The following is an 18,518-nucleotide window of genomic DNA, read 5'->3' on the forward strand; positions in this document are numbered from 1 at the left end:
CCAAGGTCAGCCGCTCACGGCGGGTTCGGGCACGGCCGCGATCAGCGAGCGGGTGTACTCGTGCTGAGGATTCGCGAAAATCTGCTCCGCCGGACCGGATTCGACGATCTTGCCGCGCAACATCACCGCGATGTCGTGGGCGAGATTGCGCACCACCGACAGGTCGTGCGACACGAACAGATACGACAGTCCTCGCTCGGCCTGCAGATCGCGCAGCAGATTCAGCACACCGGCCTGAATCGACACGTCCAGCGACGACACCGGTTCGTCCAGGACGAGCAAGGACGGGTCGAGCGCGAGCGCCCGCGCGATGCTGATGCGCTGCTTCTGCCCGCCGGAGAAATCCGAGGGGTACCGGTCGGCGTGCTCGGGCCGCAGCCCGACCTGCCGCAACAACTCCGGCACCCGCTTGTTCACCTCGTCGCGGGAACGGCCGTCGATGCGCAAGGGTTCGGCGAGCACGTCGAAGATCGGCAGGCGCGGGTCGAGCGAGGCGCTCGGGTCCTGGAAGACGATCTGCATCTTGCGCCGGATCTCCCGGATCTGCGCCTTGGTGAGCGTGGCGACATCGTGACCGAGCACCTCGATCGAACCCGATTGGGGGCGAACCAGATCCATGATCTGGGTGAGCGTCGTCGACTTGCCCGAACCGGATTCGCCGACCAGCGCCAGGGTGCGGCCCGCGCGCACACTGAAACCGATCCCGTCGACGGCCCGCACCTCGCCGGTGCGCCGCCGCAACAGCACACCCGAGGTGAGCGGGAAGGTTTTCACCAGGTCGGTGACCCGGAGGACCACGTCGTCATCGGTGCGGTCGGGATGCGGCTGGGCCGCGATGTCGGCGCGGTAGGCGTCGAACAGTTCCGGCGTGCCGAGTTCGGCGGTGCGGATGCAGGCCGCCGAATGACCTTGGCTCACCCGCTCGAGCGGGGGTTCGGCGGCGGTGCAGTCGTCGATCGAGACGGGGCAGCGCGGCGCGAACGAACACCCCGGCGGCAGGGCGTGCATGGCGGGCGGTGCGCCGACGATCGGGATCAGCGGGGTGCGGGCGGGACCGTCCATGCGGGGGATGGAACCGAGCAGACCGACCGTGTACGGCATGCGTGGCGCCGCGAAAAGTTCTGTCACCGGTGCCGTTTCGACGACCTTCCCGGCGTACATGACCGCGACCCGGTCGGCGAGCGTCGCCGCGATACCCATGTCGTGGGTGATCATGATAACGCCGGCACCGGTGATGTCGCGCGCCTTGCGCAGCAGGTCGAGGATCTGCGCCTGCACGGTGACGTCGAGCGCGGTGGTCGGCTCGTCGCAGATGATGAGGGCGGGATCGTTGGCGATGGCCATCGCGATCACCACCCGCTGACGCATACCGCCGGAAAACTCGTGCGGGAAGGCACGCGAACGCGCACGGGCATCGGGGATGCCGACGAGTTCGAGCAGCTCGACGGCCTTTTCGCCGGCTTCCTTGCGGTTCATCTTGCCGTGCGCGAGCAGCGCCTCGGCCACCTGATCGCCCACCCGGTAGACCGGCGTGAGCGCCGAGAGCGGGTCCTGGAACACCATGCTGATCGAGGAACCGCGCAGCTTCGACATCTGCTTGTCGCCGAGGCCGAGCAGTTCGCGGCCACGCAACCGCACCGAACCCTGCACCCGCGCCTGCTCGGGCAGCAGCCCGATCACCGCGAGCGAGGACACCGACTTACCGGAACCGGACTCGCCGACGATCGCGAGGACCTCACCGTCGGACACGGTGTAGTTCACCCCGCGCACGGCCTCGACGCGGCCCTCCTCGCCGGGGAACGACACACGCAGATCGGTGACTTCCAGCAGCGGTGCGGTCGAATTCGTCATCGCTTCTCGGCTTTCTTCAACTCCACCTGCGCCTGGTCCTTGCGCTCGGCGCTGTCCTTGCGCCACTTGCGCGCACCACGGGCACCGGGGTCGAACGCGTCACGCAGACCGTCACCGACGAGGTTGGCGCACAACACGATCGTGATGAGCAGCCCACCGGCGAACAGGAACAACCACGGATAGGTGAGCGCCGACTTGGTGCCCGCGGCGATCAGCGAACCCAGCGACACATCGGGCGGCTGCACACCGAAACCGAGGAAGCTCAAACCGGTTTCGGCCATGATCGCCGCGCCCACGGCGAGGGTGGTGTCGATGATGAGGATCGAGGCGATGTTCGGCACGATGTGGCTCACGATGATCTTGCGCGTCGGCGCGCCCATATACCGTGCGGCACGGACGAATTCGCGATCACGCAGGCTGAGTGTGAGACCACGGATGATGCGTGCGGCGATCATCCAGCCGAACACGCTGAGCAGCACGATCAGGATCGCGATCGACCCGGAACCCTTGGTGCGCGGGGCGAACAGCGCGATGATGATGAAGCTGGGCACCACCAGCAGCAGGTCGACCAGCCACATGATGGCCCGGTCGGTCCAGCCGCCGAGCAGGCCGGCCACCGCACCGGCGGTCGCGGCGATCACGCTGGAGAACAGCGCGACACAGAAGCCGATGATGAGCGATTTCTGCAGGCCACGCAGGGTTTGGGCGAGCACGTCCTGCCCGATCTGGGTGGTGCCGAACGGGTGCTCGAGACTCGGCGGCTTCATCAGCGCCTTGTAGTCCATCTGCTGGTAGTCCCACGGCAGCAGCGGCGGCAGCGCGAAACTGGCGATCAGCAGCAGCACCAGGATCACCGCACCGGCCACGGCGGGCTTGTTGCGCAGGAAACGCCGCCACACCAGTTTGCGGCGACCGGCCGCCGCGATCTCCGGTGCGCCGACGACGATCAGTTCGGTCTCGGTCATGACACACGCACCCTCGGGTCGAGCAGGGCGAGAACGATATCGGACAGCAGGCCCGACACGAGCACCACGAGCCCGGCGAACGCGGTCACGGTGACCACCACGTACAAGTCCTGGGCATTGATCGAATCGACCAGCCACTCGCCGACACCGTGCCAGCCGAAGATCTTCTCGGTGAAGGTGGCGCCGGTGATGAGACCGCCGAGACTGTAGGCGAAAATCGTGGCCATCGGGATCAGCGCGGTGCGCAGACCGTGTTTGTAGAGCGCCCGATTACGGGTCAGGCCTTTGGCTCTCGCGGTCCGGATGAAATCGCTCTGCAGCACATCGAGCATGGCGTTGCGCTGATAGCGGCTGTACCCGGCCATGCCGCCGAGGGCGAGCGCCAAGGTCGGCAGCACGAGATGCTGTACCCGGTCGACGATCTGGTTCCACAGGCCCGTGATCTCGGTGGCCGAGGTTTCACCCGTATAGAGGAAGATCTGGCTGCCGGTGAGCGTATTGATCTCCAGCGCACCGTATTTCAGCAATGTCGCCAAGAGGAAGATCGGTGTGGACAAGATCAGCAGCGACAGCACCGTCGAGAAATAGTCGCTGAATTTGTACTGCCTGATCGCCCCCGCCGCACCGATCAGCACACCGAGGACCGTGCCGATGATCGATCCGAGGATCAACAGCCGCAGACTCACCGCGACCCGCCTGCCGAGTTCCTCGCTCACCGGCTGGCCGGCCAGCGTCGTCCCGAAATCTCCTTGCGCCACACCACCGAGCCAGGTGAGATAGCGCTGCGGGATCGGCTCGTCGAGATGCAGCTGCTCGGCCTTGGCGTCGATCACCGACTGCGGTGGGCGCGGATTGCGCTGCTCGAGACTGTCGAGCGGACGGAAGGTGAGTGAGGCGAGGCTGAACGTCAGAAACGAAGCCAGCAACAGGAGCACGAGGTAGTTCAGCGCGCGCCGCACCAAGAAGCCGGTCATCAGTCCCCTCTGGATCGGGTAATCAAGCCCTGATCATAAGGACAGTCACGCGCCGCCGCGTGCCGACGTGCGGCAGGATGGAAACGATGACGAGCACGCACCCGAAACCGAAGCTGGTCGCCACCGACGTCGACGGCACCCTCATCGACGACGCCGACCGGATTTCGCCCCGCACCAAGGCCGCCGTCGGCGCTGTCCTCGCCGACGGTGCCACCTTCGTGCTCGCCACCGGCAGACCGCCCCGCTGGATCGACCCGGTGGTCAGCGAACTCGGCTACGCACCGCTGGCCATCTGCGGAAACGGCGCCGTCGTCTACGACAGCGCCACCGACCGCGTGCTCGCCAGCCACACCCTCGACACCGAGACCCTCGGCTGGCTCGCCGAGATCGCCGAACGCGCGTTACCCGGGTGCGGGCTCGCCGCCGAACGGGTGGGGGTGAGCGCGCACGACGCCGCTACGCCGCAGTTCGTCAGCTCGCCGACGTATGAACACGCGTGGCTCAATCCCGACGACACCGTCGTCTCGCATGCCGAGGTGATCGACGCACCGGCCATCAAGATGCTGATCCGGCTCAGCACGGCCCGCAGTTCCGAGATGCGCGCGGCGCTGGCCCCGCTGATCGGTGACCGTGCCGAGATCACCTACTCCACCGAGCACGGGCTGATCGAACTCGCCGTGCCGGGGGTGACCAAGGCGTCCGGGCTGGCCGAGGTGGCGCGGCGGATGAGCGTGCGCGAGGACGAGATCGTCGCGTTCGGGGACATGCCCAACGATGTGCCGATGCTGACGATGGCCGGGCACGGAGTCGCGATGGGGAACGCGCACCCCGAGGCGCGGGCGGCGGCCGACGAGGTGACCGGGACGAATGTGGACGACGGGGTGGCGATGGTGCTCGAGCGGTGGTGGACCTAGCGCGCTGTCGGTGCTCGGCCTCGATGAGCCCGGGGACCGAACCGGTGAACTTTCCGGGCTGATGACGAAGAGCCGGTGCTCTCCCGGAGGAGCGCACCGGCTCTGTCGTTGCTGCGGTAGGTCAGCCCGCAGGGGCAGGCTCGGCGGGCGCCGATTGTGCTGGAACGCCCTGTTCAGGGGCCTGTTGCACAGCCGGAGCCTGCGGACCGGCGGGCGCCGGTGAACCCGCGGGTGGCGCCGTGGTCGACGACTGCGGGCCGGTCGGTGCGGCGGACTCCGGTGCGCCGGGTTCGGCCGGGACCGTCAGGCCGAGCGTCGGCGCGGTGGTCGGCGGTGCCTGTTCCGGCTTGCTGCCGTTCATTTCCTGCTCATAGGTGTCGTTGTAGGTCTTCCAGAAGGTGGTGACGATGCCGGTGAGCTCGTTGAGCACCAGCGAACCGTTCTGGAAATCCGTGCGGAGACCGTCCGGGACCAGATACGAACTGCCCGTCGGCGGGCCGAGCACGCCCGCGTCGGCACCAAGACTCAGATAGCGGTCGAGAATCGCGCCGACCACCTCGAACACCTGACCGTTCTCGCCCGAATACACGAACCCGTTCGCGAACTTCGCGTACTGACGCCCGCCCGCACCCGCGAGCAGATCCGCCTGCGGAGCGCCGAGCGGACCGTCGGCACCACCGCGGCTCACCCAGTGCTTGGCGATCGGATTCTCACTCGACAGGCCGAGGAACTTGTCCACCAGCGCGCCCAGCTCGGCCATGTTGCCCTGCGGCGCCCGCGCCTGATTACTCGGCGGGCGATGCGGGGTGCTCGACGCGTCGTTGGTGACCGAATTGCCCGCGGCGATGGCGCGAATGCGGTCCATCATGGCGTAGGCGGCGTCGCCGGGGCAGTCGGTGTTGCCCACGTCGCGGTGCGCGAACACCACCGGCAACTCCACCGCCTCGTCCTGGGCGTACGGGGTGAACTCGGTGCCCTCGGAGTACATCACGGTCTCGCCCTCGGGATCGAGACCGGCGATGCCGGTGCGCCAGCCGATGAACCGGCCGATCGCGGTGATCGCCTCGTTGCTCGGCTGCTCGTTCTCGTAGTTGCCCATCAGCGCCACACCGGCGGTGTTCTCGTTGAACCCGCCCGCGTGCGCGCCCTGCACGTCGCGGTCGAGGCCGCCGTAGCGGCCCTCGAAGATCTGCCCGTACTGGTCGACCAGGGCGTTGTAGCCCATGTCGCACCAGCCGAGGGTTTCGGCGTGATAGGCGTAGATCGCGCGGACGATGCCCGCCGACTCGGCCCGGCTGTAGTCGTTGCGGCCCGCCGTGTGATGCACGGTGACGCCGCCGATGCCGTCGTCGTAGGTGGGTTCCTGGCAGCGGATCGACTCGTCGGCACCCCACTGCGCCCGGGTGATGACCTTGGGACCACCGCCCGGCAGAGCCGCCGCCACATCGTTGAGCGCGGCATCGATCGCCGCCCGGCCCGGATTGATGAGCACCGCCTTGAGCGCGGCCTCGGTGAGGTGCGCCGGGTCGTGATCCGGGCCCGCGGTGGGCTTGCGGGTCACCAGCATCTGCACGGCGGTCGTCTCGCCGACGTAGATCGGTTCGGTGCCGGTCGGTGCGTCGGCCGGGGTCTGATCGGTGGCGCGCGTGTCGATCGGATCGGCGTTGTACCAGGGCCCCCAGCTGCCGTCCGGCTGGCGGGCGCGCAGCTTGGTCGTGGTGTTCACCAGGTCGCGCGCGGTGAGGGCGACCATGCTGAACGGCGTCTCCTGGGTGAGCTCCTTGACCTGGGCGCCGACCTCGTCGACGAGTTCCGGGTCGACCGCGCCCGGCGCGAGAGCCGGGGTGTCGGGGGTGGTGCCGGGTTCCAGGTTTTCCGGGTCGGCGATGAATTTGGCTCCGGCAGGGAGCTTTCGGGCCGCCGGGACCTGGGCCTGCGGTGCGGGCGCGGCTTGGTCTTGCGGGGCGCCCGGTGCCTGGGCGGGGGCTGCCGGTGCCTGGCCGTTCGGCGCGGCCGCGCCCGGCGCCGGAGCTGATTCGGCTGGTGCGGGCGCTTGGCCCTGCGGAGCCGCGGGGGCGGCTGGTGCCGGCGCGGCGGCGGGTGGCGCGGCAGGCGCGGGCGCGCCGGGTGCCGGTGTGGGAGCAGCCGGTGGCGCGGCCGCAGGGGGAGCTGTCGGGACTGCCGTGGTCGGTGCCGGGGGGCGTCCGGGCGCGGGCGCCGCGCCGGGGGTGGCGGACGGGGCGGCCTGCTCGGTCGGCGTCGACGGAGCCTTGGTGGGGATCTGGGGGAGCGGGATCTCGGTCGGCAGCGCCACGCCCGGGGGCGCGGGGATTCCGGGCGGGATCGGGATCGACGACGGCAGCCCGAGCATGCGCAGGTCCGACAGGTGCAGGTCGGGCAGGTCGAGGCCGGTCAGCTCGCGCAGGGGGATCGTGATGTCGGGGACCGACGTGAGCGCGACCTCCGACAGCTCCGGCTGCACCGCCGCGAACTGGGAATTGTTCGCGCTGCGGTAATCGGTCGAATCGCTGAGCGCGAACGCGCCGATCGGCGCGGCGACCGCGAGGGTCGTGACCACCGGTAGCACGTAGGAACGTTTCGGCTTTCGGTATCGCACGTGCCTCTCCAATCAGGGTCGAGCTCGTGTTGTCTGCGGCTGGCGCCGCGGGTTCTCGGCAGCGAGGCGGGCCGAGAACCTCTTCAGTGGCCATTACTCACCGGCAAGTGATGCTTGCTTCCTCTTGCCTCACACACCACACTAGTTAACATACGTCACACATCTAAACCTCAACTCGAGAGTTATGTGATTGCTCGAATGTAGCCCTCGGAACCCGCTCGGCGCGGACGACATGCCGACGCGAGCTCCGCCGGTAGAACCCCCGAACCGTGGGAGCGCAGGATGAGAGCGGATACCTCGATCGCCCGTAAGACCCGTCGCGGCACCCGCCGCCGTGCGGTTCCGATACTCGCGGCGCCACCCCTTCCGGTGCTGGTGGGCGGTACGGCGCTCGTGCTCACCGGGGCACTCGGGCTGTGGCAACTGCTGCCCGACGTGGAGCCGACGGTCGGCGCGGGGCACGGCCGCGGTATGAGCCAGGTCGGCGCCTTCGACAACGCGCGCGCGGGCTGGAACGCCGAGCAGATCCTCGGCCACTACTACCCCGGGGCGGAACTCGGCCAAATCGGAGCAACCACCATCGGCGTACGCCTGCAAGCCCAGGACGACGCCACCCTCGACACCTATGCCGCCGCGGGCGCGCAGGTCGCGGGCCGGATGATCGGACCCGGCGAGGCCGCCCACCTCACCCCGATGCCAGACGGTGGCGCCAGCGTGGTGGTGACCGCCGGTTGTGACGGAGAAGTGTTGTGGCAGAGCGCAACCGACGACCCGTACGTCTACCCGATCGGTGCCGGGCCGGGCCGCCCCGCCGACGAACACCTCACCCTCTGCGGCGGCACCGCCTATCGCGGCGCGCTCGGCGTCGCACTCGAGAACGGCTCGTACCGGACCGTGAACCAGGTCGATATCGAGGACTATCTCGCCGGCGTTCTGCCCGCCGAAATGCAGGCCAACTGGGCCGATCAGGGCGCATTCGAGGCCCTGCGCGCACAGGCCATCGCCGCCCGCTCCTACGCCCTCGCCGAAGACCGCTACCCGTACGCGCAGACCTGCGACACCACCGACTGCCAGGTCTACCCCGGCACGGTCAAGGAAGACGCGCGAACCACCGACGCCGTCGCCGCCACCGTCGGCACGGTACTGCTGCGCGACGGCCTGATCCTGCGCTCGGAGTACTCCGCCGCTCCCGACGGCGGCCGACCCGCCGACATCGAAACCTTCGCCGTCGGCCCGGCCCCCGGCGACCTCGTCGAATCCCTGCCCATCCCAGCGCTTCCCGAGCTCCCCGCCGATCCCGGACCGACCATCGAAGCGCTGGCGGGTGAGTCGGTGATCGACACCGAATACCGCCGCCTCGGTGGTCCCGGCAGTTCGATCGGCGCCCCCATCGGCCCGGAGATGATGCTGCCCCAACGCGCGGGCACCTACCGCCTGTACACCAACGGTGTCATCGTGGCGACGAAAACCCTTGGCGCCCAAGTGGTCGACTTCTCCACCCTGCTTCAGCTGGTGCCCGAGGTCGGCGAGCAGCTGCCCGGATCAGCCGCTACACCGCCGAAAAAAATTGGGCCGCAGAGTGATACGCCACTCGAAGGCGCACCCCAACTCCCGAACCTCGCCGACGTCGGCCCGGCCCCCGACCCGAGCGGCGACCCAGGCGCGAACACTGCTCCCGACCCGAGTGGTGCCACAAACCCGAACGCCGCCACCGACCCGAACGCCGCCACCGACCCGAACGCCGCCACCGACCCGAACGCTGCCACTGACCCGAGCGGTGCCTCTGACCCGAGCGGTGGCAGTGCCCCGGACCCGGCGCCGGAGGTGAGCGCCGGCGCCGACCCGAACTTCGCGCCGGAACAGATCCTCGAACCGGACCCGGGTGCCGTCCCGCCACCACTCCAGGCGAGCGCGGTCCCGACTGAATAGCGCACGACGGTCTCCGTCACGGCCGAACAACGCAGCTGCCACCGGATGCGAGGATCGTCCCTGTCCGGCTGCGGCCGAAATCGCGCACTCCTGAGCGAAGCTCGCCCACAGTCGGTCTCCCTTTGTCCGCGTGGGCCGGGGCGACCTCGTGACGGTTCCGGTCAGCTGATCGACGTGTCGCCCAGGGCGATGGACAGCGTGCGCAGGAGATCGACGAGGTTGTCGCGGTCTTCGGGGGTGAGGCAAGCGAGGAGGCGTTGCTCGTTGGCGACGTGCAGGGGGAGCAGGCGGTCGACGAGTTCGGTGCCCTTGTCGGTGAGCTGGACGAAGATCGAGCGGCGGTCGTCGGCGCAGGGGACGCGGCGGACCAGGTCTTTCGCGGCGAGCCGGTCGATGCGATTGGTGATCGCGCCGGAGGTGACCATGGCGGCGCGGTTGAGCGCGCCCGCGGTGAGGCCCTTGGTGCCGCCGGAGCGGCGCAGGGTGGCGAGCACGTCGAATTCCCAGCGCTCGAGGTCGTGCTGGGCGAAGAACGCGCGCAGTTCCTGATCGAAGAGGCGGCCGAGGCGGGTGATGCGGCCGATCACCGCCATCGGCGACACGTCGACGTCGGGGCGTTCGCGATTCCAGTGTTCGACGATCGAGTCCACGGCATCGGACATGCGAGTTCCTCTCTCCGTTGAATATCTCAACATTCATCTACTTGACGATGAGGCATCGCCAGGAGTAGATATTTCAACGTTGAGATTATCAATCAGGAGCGAACATGACGACCGCAACCCACGGCGACGCGCGCACCCTCGCCCTCACCGCACTCACCCCCATCGCCTGGGGCTCCACCTACGCCGTCACCACCGAATTCCTCCCGCCCGACCGGCCACTGTTCACCGCCCTCATGCGGGCACTTCCCGTGGGTCTCGTCCTGCTCGCCATCACCCGCACCCTGCCGCGCGGCATCTGGATCGGCCGCGCCGCCGTGCTCGGCACGCTCAACATGGGCGTCTTCTTCCCCCTGCTGTTCCTGGCCGCCTACCGGCTCCCCGGCGGTGTGGCGGGCGTGCTCGCCGCGATCGCACCCATGTTCGCACTCGGCTTCGCCGCCGTGCTGCTGGCCGAAACACCTACTCGCCGTAAGGTTCTCGCCGGTCTGATCGGGGTGTTCGGGGTCGGCCTCGTCGTCCTGCGCGGCACTGTCGAACTCGACACGGTCGGCGTACTCGCGGGCCTCGCGGCCGCCGCCTCGCTGGGCGCGGGCACCGTGCTCGCCAAGAAGTGGGGCCACCCGACCGGCGTCGGCCCGCTCACCGTCACGGGTTGGCAGCTCACCGCCGCGGGCCTGCTCATCACCCCGCTCGCCCTGTTCGTGGAAGGCGCCCCACCCGCCCTCGACGCCGAAGCCGTCGGCGGCTACCTCTACCTCGGCGTCATCGGCACCGCCCTGGCCTATTGGCTGTGGTTCCGCGGCATCGCCCGCGTCTCGGCCACCTCGGTCTCCTTCCTCGGCCTGCTCAGTCCCGTCACCGCGGCCGTCATCGGCTGGCTCGCGCTCAGCCAGGCACTGGCCCCGCTCCAGGTCCTCGGCCTCGTCATCGCCCTCGCGGGCACAGTCCTCGGCCAGCTCCCGGCGAAGACCGCCCGCGTCGAGACCGTGCCACGAGAACCGGTCGTCGCCGCTCGCTGAGACCGAGTGCCGTTGGACTGGGGCCCCGAAGAAGTACCCGCGTCGGCGGAGGGGGCGTCAGCCGCGCATCGCCTGCATCAGCTGGTCCTCGGTGAGGGCCGGAACCGGCAGGGGGTGTGCGGCTTTCGCGCGCAGGCCGTCCAGGATGAGGGCGAGGTTGCGGCGCCACAGGTCGGGGGCGATGTGCGCGGTCGCGGCGAGCACGCTGGTGTGTGACCAGGTGATGAAGGCGATGTCCTCGAGTGTCCAGTCCGGGCGCAATGCCCCGGCCCGCTGTGCGCGCGTGACGATTCGGCGCATCAGATCGTGACCGTGCACGCGGGCGCGTTCGAGGGCCGGGCTCGGTGGGTTGCGCAGGGCGAGTTCGCCGAGCACGCGGTCCTCGGCGTGCAGTGCGCAGATGCCCTCGACCAGGAAGACGAACGCCTCCCACGGGTCGTCGAGTTCCAGTGCCTGCTCGGCGATGCGAGCGCCCGCCCCGACCCGGTCGTCGACGGCGGCGGCGATGAGTTCGTCGCGGGTGGGGAAACGGTTGTACAGGGTGCCGATCGCCACGCCCGCTCGCGCGGCGATCTCCTTGAGTGGTGCGTCGAGGCCGCGTTCCTCGAAGAGTTCCCGGGCCGCGCTGACCAGGGCGTCACGGTTGCGCCTGGCATCGCTGCGCAACGGCTTGTCCTCGGGCATCCGCCGATCCTACAAATCGACCCGCCGAAATATCTTGAGCCAGGGTTCAAGTTAGTGCTACGTTGCCGATAACTTGAACCACCACTCAACTTGAAGAGGTTTACCGGATGCGCACACTCGCGATTTTCGGATACGGACCGGGGCTCGGCGCGGGCACAGCACAGGTCTTCGGGCGCAACGGCTTTCGGATAGCGGCGATCGGACGGGATCCCGGCGCGGCCGCGGAGCGCGTGGCGGGGTTGCGCGCGGTCGGTATCGAGGCCGAGCCCTTCGCGGCCGACATCACCGATCCCGCCCAGCTGACCGGGGTGATCGCCCGGGTCGAGGAGAAACTGGGCCCGATCGAGGTGGCGGTGCACGCGGCCGCCGCCGGGATATCGGTGCGCAGTGCCTCGACCCGTGAGGTCGACCGGGCCGCGCTCGAGGTGCCGTTCGCCCTCAAGGTGTATTCGTCGATCCAGCTCGGTCGCGAACTCCTGCCCGGGATGCTCGCGCGCGGGCGGGGAGCGCTGCTGTTCTCCTCCGGTGCGTCCGAGGTGAATCTGCAGCCCTACCTCGCGAATATGGGCGTTGCCCTCGGCGCCCAGCGTGCGTATGTCCGGCAGTTGGCGGCCGAACTCGACGGCACCGGGGTGTTCGCCGGGCTGCTCGCCATCGGCTCGCTCATCGAGAACAGCGCGGTGCAGCACCAGGTCGACGCCCATCCCGAGCTGATCCCCGACGGGATGGTGCTACCGCGCATCGGCAACGCCGAACTCGGCGCCGAGTACTGGCGGATGTACACCGAACGCGACACCGTCGAGGTCGAGATCGGGTTCTGACTTTCGGTGTTGACCTTGACGTAGCGTCAACTTGCAGACTGGTCTCATCGACGAGAAAGGAGCTGGTCATGGTGGGTGAATGGTCCATTCAGGACCTCGCGAAGGCCGCGGGCACCACCAGCCGCACGCTGCGCCACTACGGACAGCTCGGGCTGCTGGAGCCGAGCCGGATCGGCGCCAACGGCTACCGCTACTACGACCAGAACTCCCTGGTCCGCCTGCAGCGCATTCTGCTGCTGCGCGAACTCGGGCTCGGCCTTCCGGTGATCGCCGAGGTTCTCGCCGGTGAACAGAACACCACCGACGCGCTGCGCACCCACCTGGAACTGCTTCGGCAGCAACAGGATCGGATCGCGCGGCAGATCGAGTCGGTGTCGACCACATTGCACAAGACGGAAAGAGGTGAACCGCTCATGGCCGCTGAGGTTTTCGACGGTTTCGACCACACGCAGTACAAGGAAGAAGTCACCCAGCGCTGGGGCAAGGAGGCCTACGAGAGCGGCGACCGTTGGTGGCGTTCGCTGAGCGAAGAGGGCAAGCAGCAGTTCCTGCAGACCCAGCTCGACATCGCCGCCGACTTCGGAAAGGCGCACGCCGCAGGACTTCCGGTGGAAGGCGACACGGTGCAGGCCATCGTCGAACGGCACCGCGCGTGGCTCGGTGACGGTACGCAGGGTCGGCCGGTGACCAACGAATATCTCGTCGGTCTCGGCGAGATGTACGTCGCCGATCCGCGCTTCCGCAAGAACTACGACGTGCACGGCGAGAACACCGCCGAGTACATCCGGGATGCGTTCCGCGCGTACGCCGCCGCGCATCCGGCGTAGGGGTTGGCCGGGGCGCGACGGGGTGTGACGGGGCCGCGCTCGGGTGGATGTTGCCCGGGCGCGGTCTTGGGTGCGGATGTTGCGGGGTGGAGTACCCGGCTCTTTTGGATTGCGCCCAGTACCTCCGTGGTGCATAAAACACCGAGGTGGTTCCGTACAGCTGGGACCGCAACCGCAGCACACCCCGGCGCAGATCACGCAAGCCCCGTATAACTGACTCCGAACGACGACAAGTAGCGGGGACAGTGTGGAGCAGGTGCGGCCGGAGGGGCCTTCGCGCGCGGTGACCGCGCTGATCGCGGGCTGGCTGGGGTTGCTGGTCGGCGTGGCGGGGATCGTCGTGGGGGTGGCGACCGCGGTTCTGCGGACGCTCGGGCGTCAGATCGATCTCGACTATGTGGGCGCGGGGATCGTCGGCGGGCTCGGCGTGGTGTATCTGCTCGGCGCGGTGCTGTTGTTGCGGCGCCGGATGCTCGGCAGGCGAGTGCTGCTCACCATGGCGGCGGTGATGGCGGGGGCGACGGGGCTGGTCGTTGTGCTGAACGGGGCGAGTCACGGCTGGCGGTTCGGGCCGCTGGACTGCTGGCTCGGGCTCAATGTGGTGATCCTGGCGTTCAGCGTGATCGAGCCGACGCGCCGCTGGACCGCGACGCGATAGCGGCGGACGGGATACGGTCGGACCATGCTCGAGCAGGAGAAGACAACGACTCTCGGTGACGTGACGGCCGTCGTCGCCGTGACCCTCGGCGCGCTCGCCGCCGTCGCGAATCTGCTCGGCGCGGCCTACGTCCTGCGCACCTTCTTCAGCGACCCGGAGCTGCTCGACGATTCGCTCGTCCTCTTCAGCACTCTCGGCGCGCTGGTCGCCGCGTTCGCCTTCGGCTACGGCGCGCTGCTGCTCGCCCGCCGCGACGACACCGGCCGCTGGGTGCTGATCGTCGCCGCCGCGGCGCAACTCGGCCTCGGCCTGCTCGCCCTGCTCGCCACGCTCATCGGCTACGACTCGGGGTACGGCATCCACTGGTTCGCCGACCAATCGGTACTGCGTTCGATCTTCGTCGGTCTCGGTGGGGTGCCGGGGGCGGTGACGGCGATCGTCAACCACAACTGGACCGCCGCGGGCACCGCGACCGGTCTCGGCGCGATCGTGCTGCTCATGGCGCTCCTGCCGTGGACGGCGGCCTACACACGCGCACGCCCGAAAGATCTTGTCGGACCGGCCGTATAGTTTCAGCTGGTCAGCACCAGGGCACACAGCTCGTCCGGAGGGGGAAACGATGGGGTATCCGCACGGCCCACAGGGCTACGACCCGTACGCGGCACAGGGTTACGCACAACCGGGCTACGCCCCCGACCCCTACGCCCAGCCCTACGGTGCTCAGCCGTATGCCGAATACGGCTATGGCGCACCGGCTTACGGCGCGTACCCGCCGGGCTACGGCCAGCCGCGCCCCGGCGGGGGAACGGCGATCACCGCTGCTGTCATCTCACTGCTGCTGTCGCTGATCGCCCTCGGCGGGCTCGGAATCGCCGCAGCCGTCATCTTCGGCACCGAGCCGACCAGCGCCACCGACGAAGCGGGCCGATCCGAGGTGACCATCGGCCTCGCCATCGGCGCCGTCCCCAGCCTGCTGTGGTTCCTCGGCTCGATCCTGTTGTTCCGCCGCAAGACCGCAGGCCGAGTGCTCCTGATCCTGCTGTCCGTCCTCGCCCTGGCAGGCACCTGGGTCTCGGTCCTCATGGCGCTGAGCCAAACCTCCTCATCGGAGGCCGGCGGCGCGATCGCGGGCGCCCTCGTGATCTCGTTCTTCCCCCTGATCATCCTCATCCTGACGGCCGCCCCCTCGACGGGCCGCTGGATCCGCGCCGGCCGCCCGACCGCATATCCCCACTACTGACGCTCGCATCCCGCCCCGGAACAGCGACTCACACCCGACGTTGCCGTACGCATCGCCGTCGGTGCGGTCCTGTCCGGGTAGCGGCTGATGAAAGCCCAGGTCAGGAGTCGGTCATGGACTCCGCCGGGACAATCGGCGGTCTTCCGATACGCTGGGCACCCGTGACCGCCGCATCGTCCCCGGGTAACTCCGTCAACGCAGATTCCGCCAGCCAGGCAAACCAGTACGACCTGATCGTGGTCGGGTCCGGCTTCTTCGGCCTGACCGTGGCCGAGCGGGCCGCGAACGTGCTGGGTAAGCGGGTGCTGGTGATCGACCGCCGCTACCACCTGGGTGGCAACGCCTACTCCGAGCCCGATCCGGAAACCGGAATCGAGATTCACAAGTACGGCGCGCACCTGTTCCACACCTCGAACAAGAAGGTGTGGGACTACGTCACCCAGTTCACCGAGTTCACCGGCTACCAGCATCGCGTGTTCGCCATGCACAAGGGCCAGGCCTACCAGTTCCCGATGGGGCTGGGTCTGATCTCGCAGTTCTTCGGCCGCTACTTCACCCCCGAAGAGGCCAAGAAGCTGATCGCCGAGCAGGCCGCCGAGGTGAAGACCGCCGACGCGCAGAACCTCGAGGAGAAGGCGATCTCGCTGATCGGGCGCCCCCTCTACGAGGCGTTCGTGCGCGACTACACCGCCAAGCAGTGGCAGACCGACCCGAAGGAACTGCCCGCGGGCAACATCACCCGCCTGCCGGTGCGCTACACCTTCGACAACCGCTACTTCAACGACACCTACGAGGGCTTGCCCAAGGAGGGGTACACGAAGTGGCTGGAGAACATGGCCGCCTCCGAGCTCATCGACGTGCGCCTCAACACCGACTGGTTCGACGTGCGTGACGAGATCACCGCCGCCAACCCGGCCGCCCCCGTCGTCTACACCGGCCCGCTGGACCTGTACTTCGACTACGCCGAAGGCGAACTGGGCTGGCGCACCATCGATTTCGAGACCGAGGTGCTCGAGCAGGGTGACTACCAGGGCACCAGCGTCATGAACTACAACGACGCCGACGTCCCGTTCACCCGCATCATCGAGCCGCGCCACTTCCACCCGGAACGCGACTACCCGACCGACAAGACGGTCATCATGCGCGAGTTCTCGCGTTTCGCCCAGACCGGCGACGAACCGTACTACCCGATCAACACCCCGGAGGACCGCGCCAAGCTGCTCGCCTACCGCGAGCGCGCCAAGCGTGAAACCGCCGAGCGCAAGGTGCTTTTCGGTGGTCGCCTCGGCACCTACCAGTACCTGGATATGCACATGGCGATCGGTTCGGCGCTGAGCATGTTCGAGAACGTGCTCCGGCCGCATCTCGAGTCGGGTGCGCCCCTGGTGGACGAGGCATGAGCGCGCAACCGATGCTCGAAGACGTGACCACCGAGACCCGCGCCAAGTCGCTGCTGCAACGCGTCATCCTGCCGCGCCCGGGTGAGCCGTTGGACGTGCGGACTCTCTACCTGGAGGAATCCACCACCAACGCCCGCCGCGCGCACGCCACCAGCCGCACCGCGCTCTCGATCGGCGCGGAGTCGGAGGTGTCGTTCTGCACCTACTTCAACGCGCTGCCCGCCAGCTACTGGCGTCGGTGGAGCGTGCTGAAGTCGGTGGTGCTCCGGCTGGAGCTGGCCGGGCACGGTCGCGTCGACGTGTACCGCTCCAAGGCGGACGGTTCGCGAATCCACGTGCAGGGCAAGGAGTTCGCCGTTCCGCAGGGCGCCGATTCGGTGTCGGTGGAGTTCGAGACCGACCTGGGCCCGTTCGAGGACGGCGGCTGGATCTGGTTCGACATCACCACCGACACGGCGGTCACCCTGCTCGCGGGTGGTTGGTACGCGCCGCAGGAGGCGCCGGGCACCGGCAGCATCGCCGTCGGCATGCCCACCTTCAACCGGCCGACCGACCTGGTGAAGACCCTGGCCGCCCTCGGCTCGGACCCGCTGGTGCTCGGCAATGTCGCCGCGGTGATCGTGGCCGACCAGGGCAACCGCAAGGTCGTCGACGAGCCGGGCTTCACCGAGGCCGCCGCGACACTGGGCGACCGGCTCAGCATCCACGACCAGCCCAACCTCGGCGGGTCCGGTGGCTACAGCCGCGTCATGTACGAGGCGCTGAAGACCGACGCCGAGTTCATCGTCTACATGGACGACGACATCGAGATCGAGCCCGACTCGATCCTGCGCGCCCTCGCGTTCTCCCGGTTCGCCAAGTCGCCGCTGCTGGTCGGCGGGCAGATGCTGAACCTGCAGGAACGTTCGCACCTGCACAGCATGGGTGAGGTCGTCGATCGCGGGATCTTCATGTGGTCCTCGGCGCCGAATGTCGAGTACGACCACGACTTCTCGAAGTATCCGCTCAAGGATCGCGACAACTCCAAGCTGCTGCACCGGCGCATCGACGTCGACTTCAACGGCTGGTGGACCTGCGTGATCCCGCGCAAGGTCGCCGAGCAGATCGGTCAGCCGCTGCCGCTGTTCCTCAAGTGGGACGACGTCGAATACGGTCTGCGCGCGCGTGACGCGGGGTACTCCACGGTCACCCTCCCCGGTGCCGCTGTGTGGCACATGGCCTGGTCCGACAAGGACGACGCCATCGACTGGCAGGCCTACTTCCACCTGCGCAATCGCCTGGTCGTCGCCTCGCTGCACCTGCCGGGCGACGGCAAGCCGATGATCGTGAACACGGTCAAGGCCACCCTCAAGCACCTGCTGTGCCTCGAGTACTCCACGGTCGCCATCCAGAACGAGGCGATCCGCGACTTCCTCGCCGGTCCGGAAGGTCTGTTCGACCTGCTGCCGAGCGCGCTGGGCAAGATCCACGCGATGCGCAAGGAGTACCCGGACGCCGTCGTGGTTCCGTCGTCGACCGAACTGCCGCTGGCCAGCCGCCACGGTGTCGGCGCCGTCGGGGAACCGGGCAACCCCATCGCGAAGGTGGCGCGCCTGGCCAAGGGCGTGGTGCACAACTTCCGCAAGGCCGACCCGGCCGCCCACGAGACACCGCAGCTCAACGTGCCGACGCTGGACGCGCGCTGGTTCCTGCTCTCGCAGGTCGACGGCGTGACCGTGACGACCGCCGACGGCCGTGGCGTGGTGTACCGCAAGCGCGACCCGCGCAAGGCGGCGGAGCTGCTCAAGGAAGCTCTGCGCCTGCGCAAGGAGCTCACCGCCCGCTTCCCGGAGATGCAGCAGCGCTACCGGGCCGCGCACGCCGAGCTGACAAGCACGGCGGCGTGGGAGAAGACCTTCGGCCTGAACGGAACGAGCAAGTGAACGCGATCAACCCGGAACTGGAACTCCTCGACGAG

The 18,518-nt window shown here is 68.5% G+C and carries 16 protein-coding genes; 10 read left to right on the plus strand and 6 right to left on the minus strand.

What is annotated here, in order from left to right; genetic code table 11:
- Positions 1–6: 6 nt before the first annotated feature.
- From ACSVDM_RS14975 to ACSVDM_RS14985, 3 genes are read right to left on the minus strand one after another with little or no spacing between them, the layout of a single operon-like run.
- Positions 7–1,851, minus strand: a complete 1,845-nt coding sequence (locus ACSVDM_RS14975; RefSeq protein WP_439265596.1) for an ABC transporter ATP-binding protein — start codon at positions 1,849–1,851, stop codon at positions 7–9.
- Positions 1,848–2,816, minus strand: a complete 969-nt coding sequence (locus tag ACSVDM_RS14980; protein ID WP_439265598.1) for an ABC transporter permease — start codon at positions 2,814–2,816, stop codon at positions 1,848–1,850. The genes ACSVDM_RS14975 and ACSVDM_RS14980 overlap by 4 nt, the downstream gene beginning before the upstream one ends.
- Complete coding sequence (locus tag ACSVDM_RS14985) at positions 2,813–3,790, minus strand: ABC transporter permease (protein WP_181700240.1); 978 nt, start codon at positions 3,788–3,790, stop codon at positions 2,813–2,815. Before ACSVDM_RS14985 ends, ACSVDM_RS14980 begins: the two co-directional genes overlap by 4 nt.
- A gap of 77 nt (positions 3,791–3,867) precedes the next feature.
- On the opposite strand from ACSVDM_RS14985, the gene ACSVDM_RS14990 reads away from it, so the two are divergent.
- Positions 3,868–4,704, plus strand: coding sequence for an HAD family hydrolase (locus ACSVDM_RS14990; RefSeq protein WP_181700242.1), 837 nt, complete (start codon positions 3,868–3,870; stop codon positions 4,702–4,704).
- A 121-nt stretch (positions 4,705–4,825) separates the two neighbouring features.
- On the opposite strand, the gene ACSVDM_RS14995 is transcribed toward ACSVDM_RS14990, so the two are convergent.
- Complete coding sequence (locus tag ACSVDM_RS14995) at positions 4,826–7,282, minus strand: N-acetylmuramoyl-L-alanine amidase (RefSeq protein WP_439265600.1); 2,457 nt, start codon at positions 7,280–7,282, stop codon at positions 4,826–4,828.
- A gap of 321 nt (positions 7,283–7,603) precedes the next feature.
- Between ACSVDM_RS14995 and ACSVDM_RS15000 the strand changes: the two genes are divergently transcribed.
- Positions 7,604–9,250 carry a SpoIID/LytB domain-containing protein gene (locus ACSVDM_RS15000; protein WP_439265602.1) on the plus strand — a complete coding sequence of 549 codons (1,647 nt, stop codon included), beginning with the start codon at positions 7,604–7,606 and terminating at the stop codon, positions 9,248–9,250.
- 161 nt (positions 9,251–9,411) lie between these two features.
- Here ACSVDM_RS15000 and ACSVDM_RS15005 read toward each other — a convergent pair whose 3' ends face one another.
- Positions 9,412–9,912: a MarR family winged helix-turn-helix transcriptional regulator gene (locus ACSVDM_RS15005; protein ID WP_439265603.1), complete on the minus strand. Its 501-nt coding sequence runs from the start codon at positions 9,910–9,912 to the stop codon at positions 9,412–9,414.
- A 104-nt stretch (positions 9,913–10,016) separates the two neighbouring features.
- Between ACSVDM_RS15005 and ACSVDM_RS15010 the strand changes: the two genes are divergently transcribed.
- Positions 10,017–10,931, plus strand: coding sequence for an EamA family transporter (locus tag ACSVDM_RS15010; protein ID WP_439265605.1), 915 nt, complete (start codon positions 10,017–10,019; stop codon positions 10,929–10,931).
- 57 nt (positions 10,932–10,988) lie between these two features.
- Here the strand turns inward: ACSVDM_RS15010 and ACSVDM_RS15015 are convergent, their stop codons facing one another.
- Positions 10,989–11,615 (minus strand): TetR/AcrR family transcriptional regulator, encoded by a 627-nt coding sequence (locus ACSVDM_RS15015; RefSeq protein ID WP_439265606.1) that lies wholly within the window; start codon positions 11,613–11,615, stop codon positions 10,989–10,991.
- 107 nt (positions 11,616–11,722) lie between these two features.
- On the opposite strand from ACSVDM_RS15015, the gene ACSVDM_RS15020 reads away from it, so the two are divergent.
- The 7 genes from ACSVDM_RS15020 (at position 11,723) to ACSVDM_RS15050 (ending at position 18,483) form a co-directional block, all read left to right on the plus strand.
- Positions 11,723–12,436, plus strand: coding sequence for an SDR family NAD(P)-dependent oxidoreductase (locus ACSVDM_RS15020; protein ID WP_439265608.1), 714 nt, complete (start codon positions 11,723–11,725; stop codon positions 12,434–12,436).
- A gap of 68 nt (positions 12,437–12,504) precedes the next feature.
- Positions 12,505–13,263, plus strand: a complete 759-nt coding sequence (locus ACSVDM_RS15025) for a MerR family transcriptional regulator (protein ID WP_067644284.1) — start codon at positions 12,505–12,507, stop codon at positions 13,261–13,263.
- A 247-nt stretch (positions 13,264–13,510) separates the two neighbouring features.
- A complete protein-coding gene (locus ACSVDM_RS15030) occupies positions 13,511–13,921 on the plus strand; it encodes a hypothetical protein (protein WP_439265610.1) in 411 nt (136 codons plus the stop codon).
- Positions 13,922–13,945: 24 nt separating this feature from the next.
- On the plus strand, positions 13,946–14,491 hold the full coding sequence (locus tag ACSVDM_RS15035; protein ID WP_439265611.1) for a hypothetical protein: 546 nt from the start codon (positions 13,946–13,948) through the stop codon (positions 14,489–14,491).
- 49 nt (positions 14,492–14,540) lie between these two features.
- Positions 14,541–15,161, plus strand: coding sequence for a hypothetical protein (locus ACSVDM_RS15040; RefSeq protein WP_067640229.1), 621 nt, complete (start codon positions 14,541–14,543; stop codon positions 15,159–15,161).
- A 161-nt stretch (positions 15,162–15,322) separates the two neighbouring features.
- Complete coding sequence (glf, locus tag ACSVDM_RS15045; protein WP_439265613.1) at positions 15,323–16,561, plus strand: UDP-galactopyranose mutase; 1,239 nt, start codon at positions 15,323–15,325, stop codon at positions 16,559–16,561.
- Complete coding sequence (locus ACSVDM_RS15050; RefSeq protein ID WP_439265615.1) at positions 16,558–18,483, plus strand: glycosyltransferase; 1,926 nt, start codon at positions 16,558–16,560, stop codon at positions 18,481–18,483. Before glf ends, ACSVDM_RS15050 begins: the two co-directional genes overlap by 4 nt.
- Positions 18,484–18,518 lie beyond the last annotated feature (35 nt).

The sequence above is a fragment of the Nocardia sp. JW2 genome (assembly GCF_051843015.1).
GTDB lineage: Bacteria > Actinomycetota > Actinomycetes > Mycobacteriales > Mycobacteriaceae > Nocardia > Nocardia coubleae.

Bases quoted from the DNA above. Each gene is read 5' to 3' on its own strand.
- ACSVDM_RS14975 (WP_439265596.1), bottom strand. From the start codon at position 1,851: ATGACGAATTCGACCGCACCGCTGCTGGAAGTCACCGATCTGCGTGTG.
- ACSVDM_RS14980 (WP_439265598.1), bottom strand. From the start codon at position 2,816: ATGACCGAGACCGAACTGATCGTCGTCGGCGCACCGGAGATCGCGGCG.
- ACSVDM_RS14985 (WP_181700240.1), bottom strand. From the start codon at position 3,790: ATGACCGGCTTCTTGGTGCGGCGCGCGCTGAACTACCTCGTGCTCCTG.
- ACSVDM_RS14990 (WP_181700242.1), top strand. From the start codon at position 3,868: ATGGAAACGATGACGAGCACGCACCCGAAACCGAAGCTGGTCGCCACC.
- ACSVDM_RS15000 (WP_439265602.1), top strand. From the start codon at position 7,604: ATGAGAGCGGATACCTCGATCGCCCGTAAGACCCGTCGCGGCACCCGC.
- ACSVDM_RS15005 (WP_439265603.1), bottom strand. From the start codon at position 9,912: ATGTCCGATGCCGTGGACTCGATCGTCGAACACTGGAATCGCGAACGC.
- ACSVDM_RS15010 (WP_439265605.1), top strand. From the start codon at position 10,017: ATGACGACCGCAACCCACGGCGACGCGCGCACCCTCGCCCTCACCGCA.
- ACSVDM_RS15015 (WP_439265606.1), bottom strand. From the start codon at position 11,615: ATGCCCGAGGACAAGCCGTTGCGCAGCGATGCCAGGCGCAACCGTGAC.
- ACSVDM_RS15020 (WP_439265608.1), top strand. From the start codon at position 11,723: ATGCGCACACTCGCGATTTTCGGATACGGACCGGGGCTCGGCGCGGGC.
- ACSVDM_RS15025 (WP_067644284.1), top strand. From the start codon at position 12,505: ATGGTGGGTGAATGGTCCATTCAGGACCTCGCGAAGGCCGCGGGCACC.
- ACSVDM_RS15035 (WP_439265611.1), top strand. From the start codon at position 13,946: ATGCTCGAGCAGGAGAAGACAACGACTCTCGGTGACGTGACGGCCGTC.
- ACSVDM_RS15040 (WP_067640229.1), top strand. From the start codon at position 14,541: ATGGGGTATCCGCACGGCCCACAGGGCTACGACCCGTACGCGGCACAG.
- ACSVDM_RS15050 (WP_439265615.1), top strand. From the start codon at position 16,558: ATGAGCGCGCAACCGATGCTCGAAGACGTGACCACCGAGACCCGCGCC.